General features: G+C 44.0%; 17 protein-coding genes and 2 pseudogenes. 10 read left to right on the top strand and 9 right to left on the bottom strand.

What is annotated here, in order from left to right:
- On the bottom strand, positions 1–582 hold the full coding sequence (rpoE, locus tag B1L02_RS05420) for an RNA polymerase sigma factor RpoE (RefSeq protein ID WP_010371267.1): 582 nt from the start codon (positions 580–582) through the stop codon (positions 1–3).
- A gap of 296 nt (positions 583–878) precedes the next feature.
- Here rpoE and nadB point away from each other — a divergent pair.
- A pseudogene (gene nadB, locus B1L02_RS05415) lies at positions 879–2,479 on the top strand (L-aspartate oxidase).
- Positions 2,480–2,536: 57 nt separating this feature from the next.
- On the opposite strand, the gene B1L02_RS05410 reads toward nadB, so the two are convergent.
- Both B1L02_RS05410 and B1L02_RS05405 read right to left on the bottom strand, forming a co-directional pair.
- Positions 2,537–2,890 (bottom strand): protein YgfX, encoded by a 354-nt coding sequence (locus B1L02_RS05410; RefSeq protein ID WP_316827250.1) that lies wholly within the window; start codon positions 2,888–2,890, stop codon positions 2,537–2,539.
- A gap of 40 nt (positions 2,891–2,930) precedes the next feature.
- On the bottom strand, positions 2,931–3,182 hold the full coding sequence (locus tag B1L02_RS05405) for a succinate dehydrogenase assembly factor 2 (RefSeq protein ID WP_010371260.1): 252 nt from the start codon (positions 3,180–3,182) through the stop codon (positions 2,931–2,933).
- A 160-nt stretch (positions 3,183–3,342) separates the two neighbouring features.
- Here B1L02_RS05405 and ygfZ point away from each other — a divergent pair, with 160 nt between their 5' ends.
- The gene (gene ygfZ / locus B1L02_RS05400; RefSeq protein WP_088530213.1) at positions 3,343–4,254 is read left to right on the top strand and encodes a tRNA-modifying protein YgfZ; all 912 of its coding nucleotides are present in this window, start codon (positions 3,343–3,345) and stop codon (positions 4,252–4,254) included.
- An 11-nt stretch (positions 4,255–4,265) separates the two neighbouring features.
- Positions 4,266–4,751 (top strand): FKBP-type peptidyl-prolyl cis-trans isomerase, encoded by a 486-nt coding sequence (locus tag B1L02_RS05395; protein WP_010371256.1) that lies wholly within the window; start codon positions 4,266–4,268, stop codon positions 4,749–4,751.
- Between the two features lie 25 nt (positions 4,752–4,776).
- On the opposite strand, the gene B1L02_RS05390 is transcribed toward B1L02_RS05395, so the two are convergent.
- The 3 genes from B1L02_RS05390 to B1L02_RS05380 are packed head-to-tail and all read right to left on the bottom strand — an operon-like array spanning position 4,777 to position 6,400.
- Positions 4,777–5,226, bottom strand: a complete 450-nt coding sequence (locus B1L02_RS05390; RefSeq protein WP_088530212.1) for a hypothetical protein — start codon at positions 5,224–5,226, stop codon at positions 4,777–4,779.
- 11 nt (positions 5,227–5,237) lie between these two features.
- Positions 5,238–6,065 carry a DUF481 domain-containing protein gene (locus B1L02_RS05385; RefSeq protein WP_088530211.1) on the bottom strand — a complete coding sequence of 276 codons (828 nt, stop codon included), beginning with the start codon at positions 6,063–6,065 and terminating at the stop codon, positions 5,238–5,240.
- 17 nt (positions 6,066–6,082) lie between these two features.
- On the bottom strand, positions 6,083–6,400 hold the full coding sequence (locus B1L02_RS05380; protein WP_088530210.1) for a DUF440 family protein: 318 nt from the start codon (positions 6,398–6,400) through the stop codon (positions 6,083–6,085).
- Between the two features lie 193 nt (positions 6,401–6,593).
- Here B1L02_RS05380 and B1L02_RS05375 point away from each other — a divergent pair, with 193 nt between their 5' ends.
- The 4 genes and pseudogenes from B1L02_RS05375 (at position 6,594) to B1L02_RS05360 (ending at position 9,392) form a co-directional block, all read left to right on the top strand.
- Positions 6,594–7,391 carry a crotonase/enoyl-CoA hydratase family protein gene (locus tag B1L02_RS05375; protein ID WP_088530209.1) on the top strand — a complete coding sequence of 266 codons (798 nt, stop codon included), beginning with the start codon at positions 6,594–6,596 and terminating at the stop codon, positions 7,389–7,391.
- A 112-nt stretch (positions 7,392–7,503) separates the two neighbouring features.
- The gene (locus B1L02_RS05370) at positions 7,504–7,872 is read left to right on the top strand and encodes a CidA/LrgA family protein (protein WP_088530208.1); all 369 of its coding nucleotides are present in this window, start codon (positions 7,504–7,506) and stop codon (positions 7,870–7,872) included.
- Between the two features lies 1 nt (position 7,873).
- Positions 7,874–8,553, top strand: a pseudogene (locus B1L02_RS25160) (LrgB family protein).
- Between the two features lie 17 nt (positions 8,554–8,570).
- A complete protein-coding gene (locus B1L02_RS05360; protein ID WP_088530207.1) occupies positions 8,571–9,392 on the top strand; it encodes a mechanosensitive ion channel family protein in 822 nt (273 codons plus the stop codon).
- A gap of 42 nt (positions 9,393–9,434) precedes the next feature.
- On the opposite strand, the gene B1L02_RS05355 is transcribed toward B1L02_RS05360, so the two are convergent.
- The gene (locus B1L02_RS05355) at positions 9,435–10,331 is read right to left on the bottom strand and encodes a mechanosensitive ion channel family protein (protein ID WP_088530206.1); all 897 of its coding nucleotides are present in this window, start codon (positions 10,329–10,331) and stop codon (positions 9,435–9,437) included.
- 175 nt (positions 10,332–10,506) lie between these two features.
- On the opposite strand from B1L02_RS05355, the gene B1L02_RS05350 reads away from it, so the two are divergent.
- Positions 10,507–12,030 carry an amidase gene (locus tag B1L02_RS05350; RefSeq protein WP_088530205.1) on the top strand — a complete coding sequence of 508 codons (1,524 nt, stop codon included), beginning with the start codon at positions 10,507–10,509 and terminating at the stop codon, positions 12,028–12,030.
- Positions 12,031–12,098: 68 nt separating this feature from the next.
- Here B1L02_RS05350 and cysS read toward each other — a convergent pair whose 3' ends face one another.
- Positions 12,099–13,478: a cysteine--tRNA ligase gene (cysS, locus tag B1L02_RS05345; protein ID WP_088530204.1), complete on the bottom strand. Its 1,380-nt coding sequence runs from the start codon at positions 13,476–13,478 to the stop codon at positions 12,099–12,101.
- 199 nt (positions 13,479–13,677) lie between these two features.
- On the opposite strand from cysS, the gene B1L02_RS05340 reads away from it, so the two are divergent.
- A complete protein-coding gene (locus tag B1L02_RS05340; protein ID WP_088530203.1) occupies positions 13,678–14,172 on the top strand; it encodes a peptidylprolyl isomerase in 495 nt (164 codons plus the stop codon).
- 222 nt (positions 14,173–14,394) lie between these two features.
- Positions 14,395–15,120 carry a UDP-2,3-diacylglucosamine diphosphatase gene (locus tag B1L02_RS05335; protein WP_088530202.1) on the top strand — a complete coding sequence of 242 codons (726 nt, stop codon included), beginning with the start codon at positions 14,395–14,397 and terminating at the stop codon, positions 15,118–15,120.
- Positions 15,121–15,129: 9 nt separating this feature from the next.
- On the opposite strand, the gene miaE is transcribed toward B1L02_RS05335, so the two are convergent.
- Positions 15,130–15,912, bottom strand: coding sequence for a tRNA isopentenyl-2-thiomethyl-A-37 hydroxylase MiaE (miaE, locus tag B1L02_RS05330; protein WP_088530201.1), 783 nt, complete (start codon positions 15,910–15,912; stop codon positions 15,130–15,132).
- Positions 15,913–16,012 lie beyond the last annotated feature (100 nt).

Genomic DNA, 16,012 nt, shown 5'->3' with positions numbered 1-16,012 from the left:
TTAAGACTCACCTATTAATGGGTTCAAATTGTTATCTATCGCTTCCCTTGCGCGAAAAATTCTCGAACGAACTGTACCAACCGGACAATCCATAATGACAGCTATTTCCTCGTAGCTCATACCTTCGATTTCACGCAAAGTAATTGCGGTTTTTAAGTCGTCAGGCAAGCGCTCAATGGTTTTGAAAATAACTGCTTTCACTTCGTCGCTTAACAATAGATTTTCCGGTGAAGCGTTCGATCTCAGTTGGTCTGCACCATCATAAAACTCGGCTTCTTCCGCGTCTACGTCGTTTGCTGGCGGCTTTCGACCAAGCGCCACCAAATAATTTTTTGAACAGTTAACCGCGATTCTATACAACCAAGTATAAAATGCGCTTTCGCCCCTAAAGTTAGGCAACGCTCGATAAGCTTTAATGAACGTTTCCTGTGCCACATCTGCCACATCACCTTGATTCGCTACATAACGAGAAATAAGCGCTGCGACTTTATTTTGATACTTGGCAACTAACAGGTTGAATGCGTTTTTATCTCCCTGTTGAACGCGTTTAACTATATCTAGATCTAAATCCTGCTCGCTCATTCGAGCCGGTACTCCTCTTTTTGCTTTTCTAAATCGTATCTAGTTGCCATCATTCACAGCTACTCTGACTTAGTACTGAATAAAAAGTTCTGTTTTTTTGTATTTTTTTTTAAAATAAGCGAATTCATCCAACTTTGCGTACTAGTTCTTGGCTGCTTTTTAGCGTAATTCCATTAGCAGTCACACAAAATGTTCTAAATGATTCTCGTTAAACGGAACAAACTCTCTGCCTCCTATGATAGCAGATGTGGTATAAATAGCAGAATTAAACGCAAAAACAGTAAAGATCTTCGAATATGAAAAATACGACTCACCACAATACTGATGTAGTCATTATTGGTAGTGGCGCTGCTGGACTCTCTCTGGCGCTCTCTTTAGCAAACCACTGTAAGGTTACTGTGATAAGCAAAGGTGCGTTAAAAGAAGGCTCCACACTTTATGCTCAAGGTGGCATTGCTGCAGTATTCGATAAGAAAAATGACAGTATTGAATCTCATGTCGAAGACACACTTGCGGCAGGCGCTGGCTTATGTGACCGCGATGCAGTGCACTACACTGCCTCAAATGCAAAAAACTGCTTGAAGTGGCTGATTGAACAAGGCGTGCCATTTGATATGGAAGTCGATAGCAAAGGGAAAGAGCGCTTTCATTTAACGCGTGAAGGTGGGCATTCACATCGTCGTATATTGCATGCAGCTGACGCTACGGGTAAAGCAGTTCAAACCACATTAATTAGCCAAGTGCAGTTACACCCCAAAATTAATATACTTGAGCAATACAACGCCATCGATCTCATCAAAGATAAACATGGCGACTCAAGCGATATCAAAGGTGTTTACGTCTATAATCGCAAAGCGGACAGAGTTGAGAGCATCTCGGCTAAGTTTGTCGCTTTAGCAACGGGCGGGGCAAGTAAAGTTTACTTGTATACCTCAAATCCAGATGTTTCTTCGGGTGATGGTATCGCAATGGCGTGGCGTGCGGGTTGTCGTGTGGCCAACATGGAGTTTAACCAATTTCATCCAACCAGCTTATACCACCCTGAGCTACAAAACTTTTTAATAACCGAAGCCATGCGCGGTGAAGGTGCTCTACTTAAACGTCCCGACGGCACACGCTTTATGCCTGATTTCGATGAGCGCGAAGAACTCGCCCCCGCGATGTGGTCGCTCGTGCCATTGACTATGAGATGAAACGATTGGGTGCAAATTGCGTCTATCTGGATATCTCGCATAAAGACAAGGAATTCATCATTGAGCACTTCCCTACGATTTATGCTAAGTGCTTAAGTGTTGGTCTAGATATCACCAAAGAGCCAATTCCTGTGGTACCAGCGGCGCATTACACCTGCGGTGGCGTGATGACCGACTTTAACGGTCGTACTGACATCGATAACTTATACGCTATCGGCGAAGTGGCTTACACAGGCCTACACGGCGCAAACCGCATGGCGAGTAATTCGTTATTAGAATGCATCGTGTTTGCCCACGCTGCCGCAAAAGATATTTTAGCTAAAATAGATAATCGTCCTGAGCCATCGAAGTTACCAGATTGGGACGAAAGCCGTGTCAGCGACTCGGATGAAGAGGTTGTTATCACCCACAACTGGCACGAACTTCGATTGTTTATGTGGGATTATGTTGGCATTGTTCGCTCAACTAAACGGTTAGAACGTGCGCTACGCCGCGTTGAGTTATTGCAGCAAGAGATCCACGATTATTACGCCAACTTTAGAGTGAGTAACAACCTGCTTGAATTACGTAACTTAGTACAAGTAGCTGAACTGATTATTCGCAGCGCGTTAGAACGTAAAGAAAGTCGCGGACTGCACTACACCATTGACTTCCCAGACATGGCTGAAAACCCCGCACCTACCGTTTTGTCACCGACAAAATAATAATATTTGCATGTAGAGCATGTGCTGATTTTTATCGCCACGCTCTCTTCGTTCTTTCTAATTGGCTTGCAGCGCAGTACGACAAAGTAAACGCCAGTCTGCTTCTGGTATTGCCCGTCGAGTCAAAAACACCTGCTGCTTAGCTTGGTTCGCATCCATGATTTTTAGCGCTATTTGACTATCAAACCATATGGTCGCACCAATAAGCTGCCCTTTGCAATTTATCGTTTGCGACTGTATTTCAACAAAGTTTTCTTTTGGGAGCATGAGTATAGTACCCGCCTTTGGCGTACGAGATAGAACAGTTTGCCAACTGCAATAACCCGTCACGGCAAACACGATTGCCACTAACCACCACAGCGTAGGAAACAGCAGAAAAAGGATAAAAGCGAGGCAAGAAAAAAGAACCACAAAGAAGGTGTGGTTCTGAAGATTGTGTTGAAAGTCGATTCTATACGCGGATCCGATCAAGGATTAACTTAACCATGCGTTTTAGCTCTGGATCTGGACATTCTTCATGACCCATAAACCAAGCGAATAAATCTGGATCCTCACAGGTAACTAGACGCTGAAACACGTACTTACCTTCGTCGGATAGCGCGTCATAAGCCTGCTCAACAAACGGCTCTAAAATAACGTCCAGCTCTAACATGCCACGACGGCAAGCCCATTTAACTCGAGCTTTAGGCAGTAACTCAACCATAAACTGATTAACCCCTCATAAACTATTGAGAAAATTATACCCACTGTGCAGGACATATGCCATAAAACTTATAGAAATGGCACATTGAAATCGTCCGTCCCTATCTCCACTTATGATTTTACGGTAACATTACGAAAACACTTTAATAGGGATCAACATTATGTCAATTGCTCGTGCTTATGCGCTTCCGTTCAAGGTTATTCGCATTTCAGGACAAGATAAACTTAGCTATTTGCACGGTCAGGTTACTCAAGACATTAACCTTATCAAAGAAGATAATTTCATGTGGTCTGGGCATTGTAGCCCTAAAGGCAAACTTTGGTCTGTGTCGCGCTTAACTCGCTATCAAGACGACTACTTAATGCTTGCTGGTGTAGCCGAAGCTGAAGCATCACTTCGTGAGCTAAAAAAGTACGGCGTTTTTGCCAAAGTTGACATTGATTTTGCCGACTGCGAAGTCTTTGGCTTAATGACTCAGGACAGTAAAGCGCTTGCTACTGCCTTTGGCGTTGAGCTTTCGTCTGACGCAAGTGCTGTGGATGTTGCCAACGGCAAGCTGCTAAAACTCGCAGACGAGCGCTTTGTTTTCCTCGCGTTCGAAGGCGCAAATTTACCCGCGGACGTGGAACAACAGAGCAATCCAGCAGCGTTTATTGCGGCCAGCATTTTAGCAGGAGAGCCAAGTCTTGATGCAGAACACGTGGACGAATTTGTACCACAAATGGTTAACCTTCAAGCCCTTAACGGGATCAGCTTTAAGAAAGGTTGCTATACTGGTCAAGAAACCGTAGCTCGTATGCGCTATCTTGGTAAAAACAAACGTGCCATGTACATAGTGACAGGCAATGCTGCAGAGCGCATCGAAGAGGCAGATATTGAACTGCAGATTGAAGACAACTGGCGTCGTGGTGGCAAGGTTATTCAACAAACCTTTGATGCTAACAGCGGCCGTTATTATGCGCTGGCTGTGATGCCAAATGACACACCGCAGGACGCGGTGCTAAGAGCAAAAAATTCACCAGAGGTGAGTCTTACTATTCAACCTCTACCTTATTCTTTAGAAGACAACTAACGGGATCTTATATGATTATTGGCCCTAACTCGGTAGTGACAATCCACTACTCAGTTCAAGACAAAGACAACAACACGATTGATAGCACATTTGATGATGAGCCTGTGATAGCGATGCTTGGCTCAGGCTATCTGATCCCAGGTCTTGATGATGCCCTACAAGGCAAACAAGCTGGTGACACTTTCAGTGTGACCATCGAGCCACAAGAAGGTTATGGTGAGCGCTTTGACGAACTGACTCAAGCTGTTCCTAAATCAATGTTTGAAGACATGGAAATCGAAGTGGGTATGCAGTTTAGAGCGACCACCGACGAAGGTGACCAAATCGTTGTGATCATTGGTATCGAAGACGAAGAAGTCATTGTTGATGCGAACCACCCGCTTTCTGGGATCACGCTAAATTTTGACGTTGAAGTGCTTGAAGTACGTGAAGCAACAGCAGAAGAAGTTGCCCACGGCCATGTTCATGGCGAAGGTGGTTGTGGTCACGACCACTAAGATAATTACTACTAAAAAGCGCTGATCATTCAGCGCTTTTTTCTTGTTTAAGCTTACTTTCCATTGCCGTAACCAAATTTGCCTGGTCATTGGTACCTAAGCGATATTTTGTGCCGTCCTTCATCACCACTTCGAGTGCCTTGAATCCGGCAACTGTGTATACCCAACCGTCTGTGCTTATCCGCATGCCAATACCATGACGTAAAGAATTAGTCACAGGCTGAACATAATCGATATCGTCAAACTTTAAGGTCATTTTGGCGACCGACGGTCCAAACCACCAGCTTAACGTTTGTTGCTCTTTGTTCACTTGAATGGTTAAGCCGTAAAAAATAAACGCAACAAGCGCGAGGATCACCAAAAAGCCAACAAAGGCGAGATTGCTACCAGTTAGGAAAATTGCCAATATGGTAAAACTGGCGATAAAGGCTAGAAACAGCCATATAACCCATGCAAACTGTGTATTTTTATACATCGATAGTCTTCTTAATCAAAGCTGTAAACTAATGTAGCACCAAGTTCGGTATCTACCTTTTCTTTTTCATTTTCTGGCTGCGAATTATAACGGTAAATAAACGCAAACTTCAGCGCAATCCCGCCAATCACTTGTGTGACTAGCGCAGACTCAGCAAACAATCGGGAGTTTAAACCTGACAGCGATTGCTCAAAACTGACGTCTTGATTAAAGCGGGTACGCTTTGAAACGTTTCTTTCCCACTGCAATGCCATACGCAAAAGCTGGCCTTGTTGCGTTCTATCTTCTTCCGGTTCAAGCTCGATTTCGTTATCCACACGAGAAATGGACATACCGGGACCAACGTCGATATCTACAGTATTCTTTCGTCCCTCGTACACACGATTGCCATAACCAAGCGCAAATGTCGTGGTATATTCCTTGCCATTAAACCTGTCACGCTCATAGTCACCGTACATAAAGAACGAAGCGTTATCGTCCCCTAATTTGTAGTTACCTTGTGCCGAACCAAAGTAGCGCGACGCTGAGACATCTTCGACATCCGTTTCTGTATTTTGCTCGCGGCGATAAAGGCCATTGAATTTAAATTGATTACGCCACTTGGGGAAATCTTGGTAAAGGTTACTTTTAAACTTAAATGACGTGTTTTGCGTATTACCTTTGTTAACGATAAAGCCAAATTCAACGTCACCGTACAGCATTTCGCCCTTATGTTTTTGATGAATTTCATCATCGGGCATTTTTCCATATTCGTGAAAATCTTCGAATGGATCCGTAGCTAAGCTTGGTAGCGAAACCAAGCCAATTGCAAATAATGCGAAAGTTCTAAAAAACGGCACTGACAACTACTTTTCGGTTATTGCTTCCAAATGATATGACAAAACGGTGCATCTAAATCTCTGCTGATTAGGATTTTTGCGTACACCTGATCCGAGTCATCAAACTCGATACCTACCAAGACCTGAACGAAGTGCTCTGGTTCCGCTTCTTGTTCATACGCGGTTATGCTCGACCAACTGTCATCCGGCTCACTCTCTTCAATGAAACCACGATCTTCGCGATGTTCGTTAAACATATTGATATCGTGTTCTTCAAGATTATCAGGGGCCAACTCAAGGAAGATATCATATGCTTGGTGAGTGGCTTCTTCGATGCTACAAAGTCTTGCTGTCATGGACGCTAGCCTGTTGTTTTAAAGTTGGCGCAATGATAGCAAAATGAGGTAAAACATAAATACATAGTCGCGATAATCAAACAGAAAATAACGCTAACTGGCGAACAAACTAGCAGTAAAAGTTGAATGTTACGCCACTTTTGAGTTATTACTCTAAAATCATCGCATAATAACAAGCAGGGACTACCTCATCATGATTTCATTTTCCGAAGCGAACAACATCGCATTTGTGACCTTATCTCGACCAGAAAAACAAAACGCGCTGTCTGTTGAAATGTTTGTTGGTTTAGATAATGCAATAAAGAAAATTAGAAAAAGCAAATCAATTAGGGCTGTCGTGATCCAAGGTGAAGGCGCACATTTTTGTGCAGGTCTAGATGTAAAAAGCGTTCTAAACAAACCTTCAGGGATCATCAAGCTACTGAAAAAATGGTTGCCTGGCAATGCTAACCTAGTACAACGAGTCGTACTCGGCTGGCAAGCTTTGCCTGTTCCTGTCATCGCCAAGATCACTGGCAACTGTTTGGGTGGTGGTTGTCATATTGCATTAGGCGCGGATATTCGTTTAGCCGACAACAGTGCAAAATTCGCCATTATGGAAGCCAAATGGGGACTCTGCCCTGACATGGGCGGCAGCTTGCTGTTGCCCGCTACTATGAATAAAGATAAAGCACTATTGATGACAGTTCATGCACAGCGAATAGATGCTCAGCGCGCACTGGAGGACGGCCTCATTACCGAGCTCTGTGATGATGTTGACGCTAGACTCTCAGAATTACTCACTCAATTTACCGCGCGCTCACCAGATGCCATTGCAGCAATTAAGAAAGTGTATAATCGAGCCTACAACCAGCCCGCCCGTAAACTGTTATGGTTAGAAACGTGGTCACAAATCAAATTACTCAAAGCTAAAAATACCAAAATTGCGATGAAAAATGCCTCTGTAGCAGACGAGAATAAAAAGCCATTTTTGCCTCGCATGAAGTGGTAACGCTAGATTGAATCCCTGTTTGCCCAAAAGTATAATGGTGATCGCAAAACGAAAGCGTACAATGAGCCATCATACATGCTAGAGCTATTGCAACGCTGAGGATTTACAATTAATGGTACACAGAGCGAAGTTGATATTACGATTTGCACTAGGCTTTGCCATTATTTTGGCGTGCCTCTTCAGCGCTAAGTGGATAATTCAGCTTAGTGCTTTACATCTCCCGGCCGCCCTACTTGGCATGGTGTTTCTCGTCATACTCCTTGCTACAAAAATCATTAAAGTAGAATGGTTAGCACCTGCAGCAGAGCCCATCTTAAAATATATGGCGCTGTTTTTTATTCCAGCGGGTGTGGGCTTGGTAGAGCATCTCAGTTTGTTTCAATCCCACTGGCTTATGCTCCTGTTATTGCTAGTCGGTGTTCCAACAGTAAGTCTTGTATTGTTAAGTCCTATCGTTAAGAGCATCAAGTTTCGTGATTAATATGATTATCGCGTCAGCGGTCACTATCCTGTTATTTTTTAGTGCACGCAAACTATATCAGCGCATCTCCTTACCGATATTAAACCCTGTGCTGATCTGCATTTTGGCCATTTCGGCATTTTTACTGCTCACGAAATTCGAATACAAGATATATCAACAAGCAACGCTACCAATTCATTACTTGTTAGAGCCAGCTGTCGTTGCGCTCGCCTACCCCTTGTATAAACAATTTCACCAAATTAAACCGGTATTTTTTGCACTATGCTTAACCAGTTGGTTGGGTGTTTCATTGTCTACGTTAAGCGCTTTTCTTATATGCCAGTTTTTTGCTGCCGATCCGCAGCTCTCAGCTTCAATGGCAGCCCTGTCGGTTACAACACCAATCACCCTACTCATTAGTGATTATCTCGGGGAATTCCCGCTATTGCAGCGATTATGGTGATACTAATTGGTGTATTTGGTGGCGTGTTTGGACTACATATTTTGCACTGGTGTAAAGTTGACCATATGCAAGCGAAAGGCACCGCGCTTGGTGTTGCTTGCCATGCTATAGGTACAGCCGCAGCCATTGAACATCACCCTATGGCTGGCGCTTTTGCTTCTGCGGCGATGACAATTACCGCGATGATAACTGCACTTTGGGTGCCTTTGTTTTATCATTGGTTGGCTAATCTAATTTAATAACTCGGGATACGACTGTGATCAATCAAGAAATCGAGCAAATAGAACACTATTATAATATTATTCGAGAGTATCTGGTGACGTATAGTTTCCAATTGCTCGCCGCGATATTCATCTTCTTTCTCGGTTTGTGGTTATCAAGAAAGCTGTCAAAAACGACTGAAAACTTGATGCTAAAACACAATATTGATCCTGCTTTAACCAACTTTATTGGCAATGTGATCAAAGTGCTTATCATCGCCATGTTTGTGATTATTTCTCTTGGCAAGATTGGTATAAGTATCACGCCATTTGTTGCCGCCATCGGCGCTGCATCTCTTGGTGCGGGTCTTGCGCTACAAGGTATGCTGGCAAACTACGGCGCTGGGCTTGCCATCATTGCCACCCGTCCATTTGTGATTGGCGATACCATCAGCATCAAAGGTGTTAACGGCCAAGTTAAAATGATTGAGCTTGGACATACCACACTCATCAACGAAGACAAAGTAGAGATCACTATTCCCAATAAACATGTGGTGGGAGAAATTCTCCATAACTCGTTTGCAAACTCTCTGGTTAAAGGTGAAATAGGGATAGCCTATGACGCCGATTATCAAGGCGCATTGACGCTCATTAATCAGGTACTCGCAGATAATGCTAAGGTCAGCCAAGAGCCCAAGCCTCAGGTAGGTATTGAGGAGTTTGCCGACAGCGCAGTGTTATTGAGCTACCGTTACTGGGTGCCTACGACTTCACTTATCGAAACTAAATTAGAAGTGAATAAAGCGGTGTTTGCTGCGATTAAAAATGCGGAAATCGAAATTCCATTCCCACAACGAGTGGTTAAAGTCATTCAGTGAGTAAAGTCACTAACGGCTAGCACTCTAGCCGTTATTCTGCATTTAGGTTTCATCTGGCTTTGCCATAGAAAAGCCGCTGCGCAAATGAAGATCGCGCTGTGGAAACGGAATTTCGATTTGATATTTTCGAAAGGCATCATCGATAGCCCAGAGGTAATCAGAAACCAGCGCCGTTGGCCGCTTAACCTGCTCTGGTTGCACCCAAACTCCTAGCGTGAAATTCAAGCTACTGTCACCAAACCCTGTCATCCATACCGTCGCTTCTCGCCCTGGCGTATTCAACGTATATTGAACGTTTTTGGCGGCTTCCAATGCAGCACGTTTCACCTTCTCTTTATCGCTGCCGTAGGCCACCGAAAAAGGAATACGAAAACGGCGAAATTTATCCGACATTGTCCAATTGGTAATTGTATTTGACACCATTTCCGAGTTTGGAATAAGCAGGTCGACATTGTCATTTGTGCGGATCCAAGTTGAGCGCATGTGGATGGCTATCACTTCTCCCACTACTCCATTGGTCAGCTCAACAAAATCCCCTACTTTTACCGTTTTCTCTAGTAGTAACACCAGACCAGAAACAAAGTTATTCACGAGACCTTGCAGACCTAAGCCAATCCCAACTCCAAGCGCACTGGCAACAAGCGCCAATTCAGTGATCTCTATGCCTAAAGCCGTCAGCGCAATAATAAAACCAATAAATAACACGATGTAGTGAATGATCCTGCCTATCACATACGCGGAAGTATGCTGAATGACTCCTTGCCTTGAAGCAATGCGATTAAATGCGAGTCGCAGTATCTTGGAGATCACCAAAGTCGCAACTATGACGGCGATAAATGAGAGTGCCTCTCCCACCTCGAGTGAAAATTTACCTAATGAAAACAGCTTTTGGTCGAGCCACGGAATGTCTAGGTCTATATCTATTGGTGCTTTTATCATAGTTATATTTTTTGTTATCTCGTGAAATTAAGTGTGTGTGGCTGGCAGCAAAAATACAAGTTTTAAAGGCGCTTAAATCAGCTCTCACTCTTGCAGCTCGCTTGACCTTTTGCAAGGCACATGACTAAATAAGGGACAAATAAATAACAATAATGCTATTGAGTATTAATTCATTATGAAAAAATCCTTGCTCGCTTTAACTACTTGTCTCGCGCTTGCGTTGCCAGCTCATAGTCAACCGCTTGCGGACCTTACCACGCTCGAAGCACAATCCAAAATACAAAATCGAACTTTATCAGCCACACAACTTACTGAGTTTTATTTAAAAAGGATTGCCCAACTTGACGATAGCGGCCCCATGCTCAACGCTATTATCACTATCAACCCCAACGCTTTACAAGACGCCAAAAAGCTTGATGCCGAACTAGTCGCTGGAAAATACCGAGGACCACTTCATGGTCTGCCAATTATTGTTAAAGATAATATCGACACCAGAGCGCCAATGGCAACAACCGCGGGCGCGCTTGCGCTACAACACAACGTAAAAACCCATGCAGCCCCCCTTATCATGCAGTTAGAACAAGCCGGTGCTATCATCCTTGGCAAAGCCAATTTAAGTGAATGGGCGAATTTCAAATCGAGTTTCAGCTCAAGTGGCTACAGCACGTTAGGTGGTCAAACCAAAAACCCGTATGTGTTAGATAGAACACCATGTGGCTCAAGTTCAGGCTCTGCCGTTGCCGTCTCCGCAGGTCTTGCGCTGCTCGCCATTGGCACGGAAACTGACGGCTCTATTGTTTGTCCTTCGGCTCACAATGGTGTCGTTGGCATTAAACCGACTGTCGGCTTGGTTTCTGGTGATGGCATTATCCCTATCAGTCATAGCCAAGACAGCGCTGGCCCCATGGCAAAATCGGTGATGGGCGCCGCCTTATTACTCAATACTATCGTTAACAGTACAAAACAGCCCATTGATTTTACCCAAGGCTTAAGTGCTGCCAGCCTCAAAGGCAAACGAATTGCTATCACCAGTCATGTAGGACAGTTTCCGCCTGCAGTTCAAGCGGTATTTACACAAGCTGTTGCGACCATGAAAGCAAATGGTGCAGAAATAATTGAGGGGATCGACTTACCTGAGATGGAAGCATTAGGCTCTGCTGAATTGGATATTTTGCTTTATGACTTCAAACATGATCTCAATGCTTACCTTGCCACGACACCAGAGCAGGTCAAGGTAAAAAATCTAAACCAGCTCATCCAATTCAACCAGCAGCATCCCTCCACTATTAAGTACTTTGATCAATATTTGATAGAGGAAGCCGCAAAGAAAGGCGATATCACAGAACACCGATATCAAGAAGCCCAAGCTTTGGTTGAAAAATTTGCCCGCCAACAAGGCATTGATAAAATAATGCAAGAACATCGCCTTGATGCATTTATCGCGCCAACGAATACCCCTTCGTGGAGTATCGATATCATTAATGGTGATAATTTCTCGGCCTCGTCATCCTCTCCCGCCGCGATTGCAGGGTACCCAAGCATTACGGTACCAATGGGCTTCTATTACGGGCTACCACTGGGTATTTCTTTCTTCGCTGAAGCCTATAGCGAGGCGAAATTAATCAAACTTGCCTATGCTTTTGAGCAGTTGACGAACGCACGCAAAGCGCCTCAGTTTAAGGCGACATTAACACCATAAAAACAAAAATGCCTTCACACCGTGAGATGTGAAGGCATTTTTGTTTGAGTCTCTTGGTACCGAGCAGACTAAGCTTTACGCCAAGTCGTTTTACCCGCGCTATCTTCTAACACAACGCCTAAAGCAGTTAGCGCGTCACGCGCTTCATCCGCTGCGGCCCAATCTTTATTTTCGCGAGCGCTGCGACGCTTTTCAATCAATGCTTCGATTTGCGCCACTTCGTCGTCGTCTTGCTCGCCTTGTAAGAAAGATTCAGGGTTTTGCTGTGCAATGCCTAAGACTTCCGCCAGTTTCACAAGAATAAACGCGTGCTCACCTGCCACTTTTGCGTCGCTGTCTTTTAAGCGGTTCACTTCTTTTGATAATTCAAAAATCACTGGCAGTGCTTCTGGCGTGTTGAAGTCGTCGTTCATCGCGGTCTCGAAACGCTCAACGTAAGCATTACCTTTGAGCTCGACTTCCACCAACTCAACGCCGCGTAGCGCAGTGTAGATACGCTCAAGCGAAGAACGTGCTTGTTCAAGGTTTTCTTGTGAGTAGTTTAGCTGACTACGATAGTGACCATTGATCAAGAAATAACGTACAGTTTCTCTATCAAAGGCTTTAAGCACTTCACGTACGGTAAAGAAATTGCCAAGAGACTTAGACATTTTCTCTTTATTAACTTGTACCATGCCGGTATGGATCCAGGTATTCACATATCGGCCGTTATTTGCACAGCAAGATTGGGCAATCTCATTTTCATGATGCGGGAATTGCAGATCTGAACCCCCACCGTGAATATCAAAGAATTCACCCAAATGCTTTGAGCTCATTGCGCTACATTCGATGTGCCAACCCGGACGGCCTTCGCCCCATGGAGACTGCCATGCAGGCTCGCCCGCTTTGGCTGTTTTCCACAATACAAAGTCGAGCGGATCATCTTTGTCTTGGGCTACTTCAACGCGTGCACCCGCTTGCAGCATATCTAAATCTTGCTGAGATAGCTGACCGTATTGCTCAAACGTTGAGACATCAAACAATACATCTCCGTTTTTCGCAACGTAAGCATGGCCTTTTTCAATCAGGCGCGCGATCATCTCAATGATTTCGTCCATGTGCCCTGTTACCGTCGGCTCAATATCTGCAGGTAACATGTTCAATGCCGTAAAGTCTTCATGCATTGCTTTGGTCATGCGAACGGTTAAGTCATTAATCGACTCTTTGTTTTCAGCAGCGCGTTTAATGATTTTGTCATCCACGTCAGTAATGTTACGCACATACGTGACGTCATAACCTAAATAACGTAAATAACGGTTCATTACGTCAAATGAAACGTAAGTGCGTGCGTGTCCTACATGACAGAAATCATAGATAGTGATACCACACACGTACATATCAACCTTGCCTTCTTTGAGCGGTTTAAAAGGGGCTTTTTGGCGAGTGAGTGTGTTGAAAATCTGCAACATGTAGTTTTCTTCCTAAGTACGGTTCATTTTTTAACAAAAGTGCTTTTAATCATACCACCTGCATAGCAGCGCCTCTAGATTTTAATAACGAATTGCAGCAGTTTTTTGATTTTTTACACTGATTTTCAAGGAATGCTTTTTCACAAAAGCCCAGTTGATATAAAATAGGGTTTTATCATTCAACACGATGGACACTAACATGGTTGTTTTAGAAACAAATCACGGCGAAATCCGTATTAATCTTTTCGCTGACAAAGCGCCTGAAACGGTAGCTAACTTCCTAAACTACGTAAACAGCGAGTTTTATAACGGTACTATTTTCCACCGTGTAATCGACGGCTTTATGGTTCAAGGTGGTGGATTTACAGCTGGTATGGAACAAAAGGCCGTTGAAGCACCGATCAAAAACGAAGCAAACAACGGTGTTGCAAACAAAGTGGGTACTCTAGCAATGGCACGTACACCAGATCCACACTCTGCAACTGCGCAGTTCTTTATCAATGTTAACGACAATGATTTCCTTAACTTCTCAAGCGAAACGTCGCAAGGTTGGGGTTACTGTGTATTCGGTGAAGTTGTTGAAGGCATGGACGTCGTAAATAAGATTAAAGGTGTTGCTACTGGTTCTTCGGGTTTCCATCAAGACGTACCGCTTGAAGATGTGATTATCGAAAAGGCATACGTTGCTGAGTAATATCCTATTTTTTATTCAAGGTCAGTATTTATGCTGGCCTTATACCATTTGACTTTATATATGCTCAATTTGAAGGATTAAATCTGACGCTACCGGCGTTAAAAGTTTCTTATTTAGACCCCACTAAATAGCAAAATTTTTACCTGGTTATCGACAAGGTTTTCTCAGTCTCACAATAGACCACTTAATTAAGCAAATTGGTATTATTCGTTTTGAGGTCCCATGGGTAAAACCTATTTTATCGCCGACTTGCATTTAACCGAGCACCGTACTGATATCACCGACGCTTTTTTCGCTTTTCTCGACCATCATATGACTGCTGATGTCGACGCTTTATATATTCTGGGTGATTTTTTTGAAGTGTGGATTGGAGACGATGAAAGAGACCCTTATGCCATGAGTATTGCACAAAAACTGCGAAGCTTGAGTCGCCTCGGCATTCAAGTCTTTTTTATTCACGGTAATCGAGATTTTCTAATCAAACAAGCCTTTGCCGACGAATGCCGAATGACTCTGCTACCTGAACAAGCGGTGATAGATCTATACGGTACGCCGACGGTGATTTTGCACGGCGATGAAATGTGCACGCAAGACGAAGCCTATCAAAAGTTTCGTAAGAAGAGCCGCGGTTGGTGGTGGCCAAGACTAATGCTTGCTATGCCACTTTGGTATCGTCGCAAGGTCGCTGCAAATGCAAGACGTAAGAGCATTGAAAACCAAAAAGGCAAGCCTCTCGAGATTTTAGATGTCACCGAAGAAGCGGTGGCAGACATGTTCGCAAAACATGGCGTAGACAATATGATCCACGGCCACACCCACAGACCAAAAGTGCACACCTACCAAGGTGGTAAGGTACGCACCGTGCTTGGTGATTGGTATTCACAAAGCTCATATATCGTCGTTGATGATAGTGGTAAACAGCAGCTCCTTTGCCATCCTTTTGAATAAATGTAGTGCTTAAATAGGCGCACCTGAGTGGAACTTGAAATCGGGGTCCGGCGAGCTGATAAGCTCATTTTCCACTTGCTGAAATAATTGAATACGCCCAGCTACATCGCAGCGCTTAGGATCGGTTGCACTGGCAACTTGATGCGCCAAATCAATGTAGTCTTGATAATGTCTAGCTTCTGAACGCAGCAGCGACACGTAAAATTTAGCAATTTCTTGGTCTAAGTGCGGCGCAAGTTTTGCGAAACGCTCACAGGAACGGGCCTCAATATAAGCGCCAATGATCAGCTTATCAACCAATGCGGCTGGCTCATAAGTACGAATATGTTTAATCATTCCAGACGCATAGCGAGACGCTTGCACATACTCAACAAGAATATCACGCGCCCTTATGATCTCAAGTACCTGCTCAAAATGGTGTAGCTCTTCTTTGATAAGCCTCACCATCTTACTCAAAATGTCTTGATTGTAGGCATATTCAGGTCGTGCAGTCAGTTCACCGATTAATTCATTTTTACTGCCCGAAAACTCACCATCGCCAACACTACGATAAATAAAGTCTTCATACGGCTGCAACCAACTTAGCAGTGTTTTTGCAGACGCATCATCTATTGCATATTTGCGAATTAAGAAGGCTGCGCTTTGCGCCGCTTTTAACTCACAATGCATATGATCGATAAGCAATAATGGTAAGTGCTCGCTTTGCTTTGCTTTTTCAATCCAGGTCTGCGGAGTTTCACAGCCCAAAAAGTGGTGAATTGGCGTAAGTAAATCTGTGTACTTTTCTAACATAACAACAAAAGACTAATGTGTTTGCGCCATTTTATCATAACTTCTCGCTGCGAGGTGCACCGCTAGGCTATTCCCCAAGAAGTTTTAGATCATTCTGAAA

It is taken from the genome of Pseudoalteromonas piscicida (assembly GCF_002208135.1).
GTDB classification, from domain to species: domain Bacteria; phylum Pseudomonadota; class Gammaproteobacteria; order Enterobacterales; family Alteromonadaceae; genus Pseudoalteromonas; species Pseudoalteromonas piscicida_A.
This window is presented reverse-complemented; position numbering and strand designations above follow the sequence as displayed.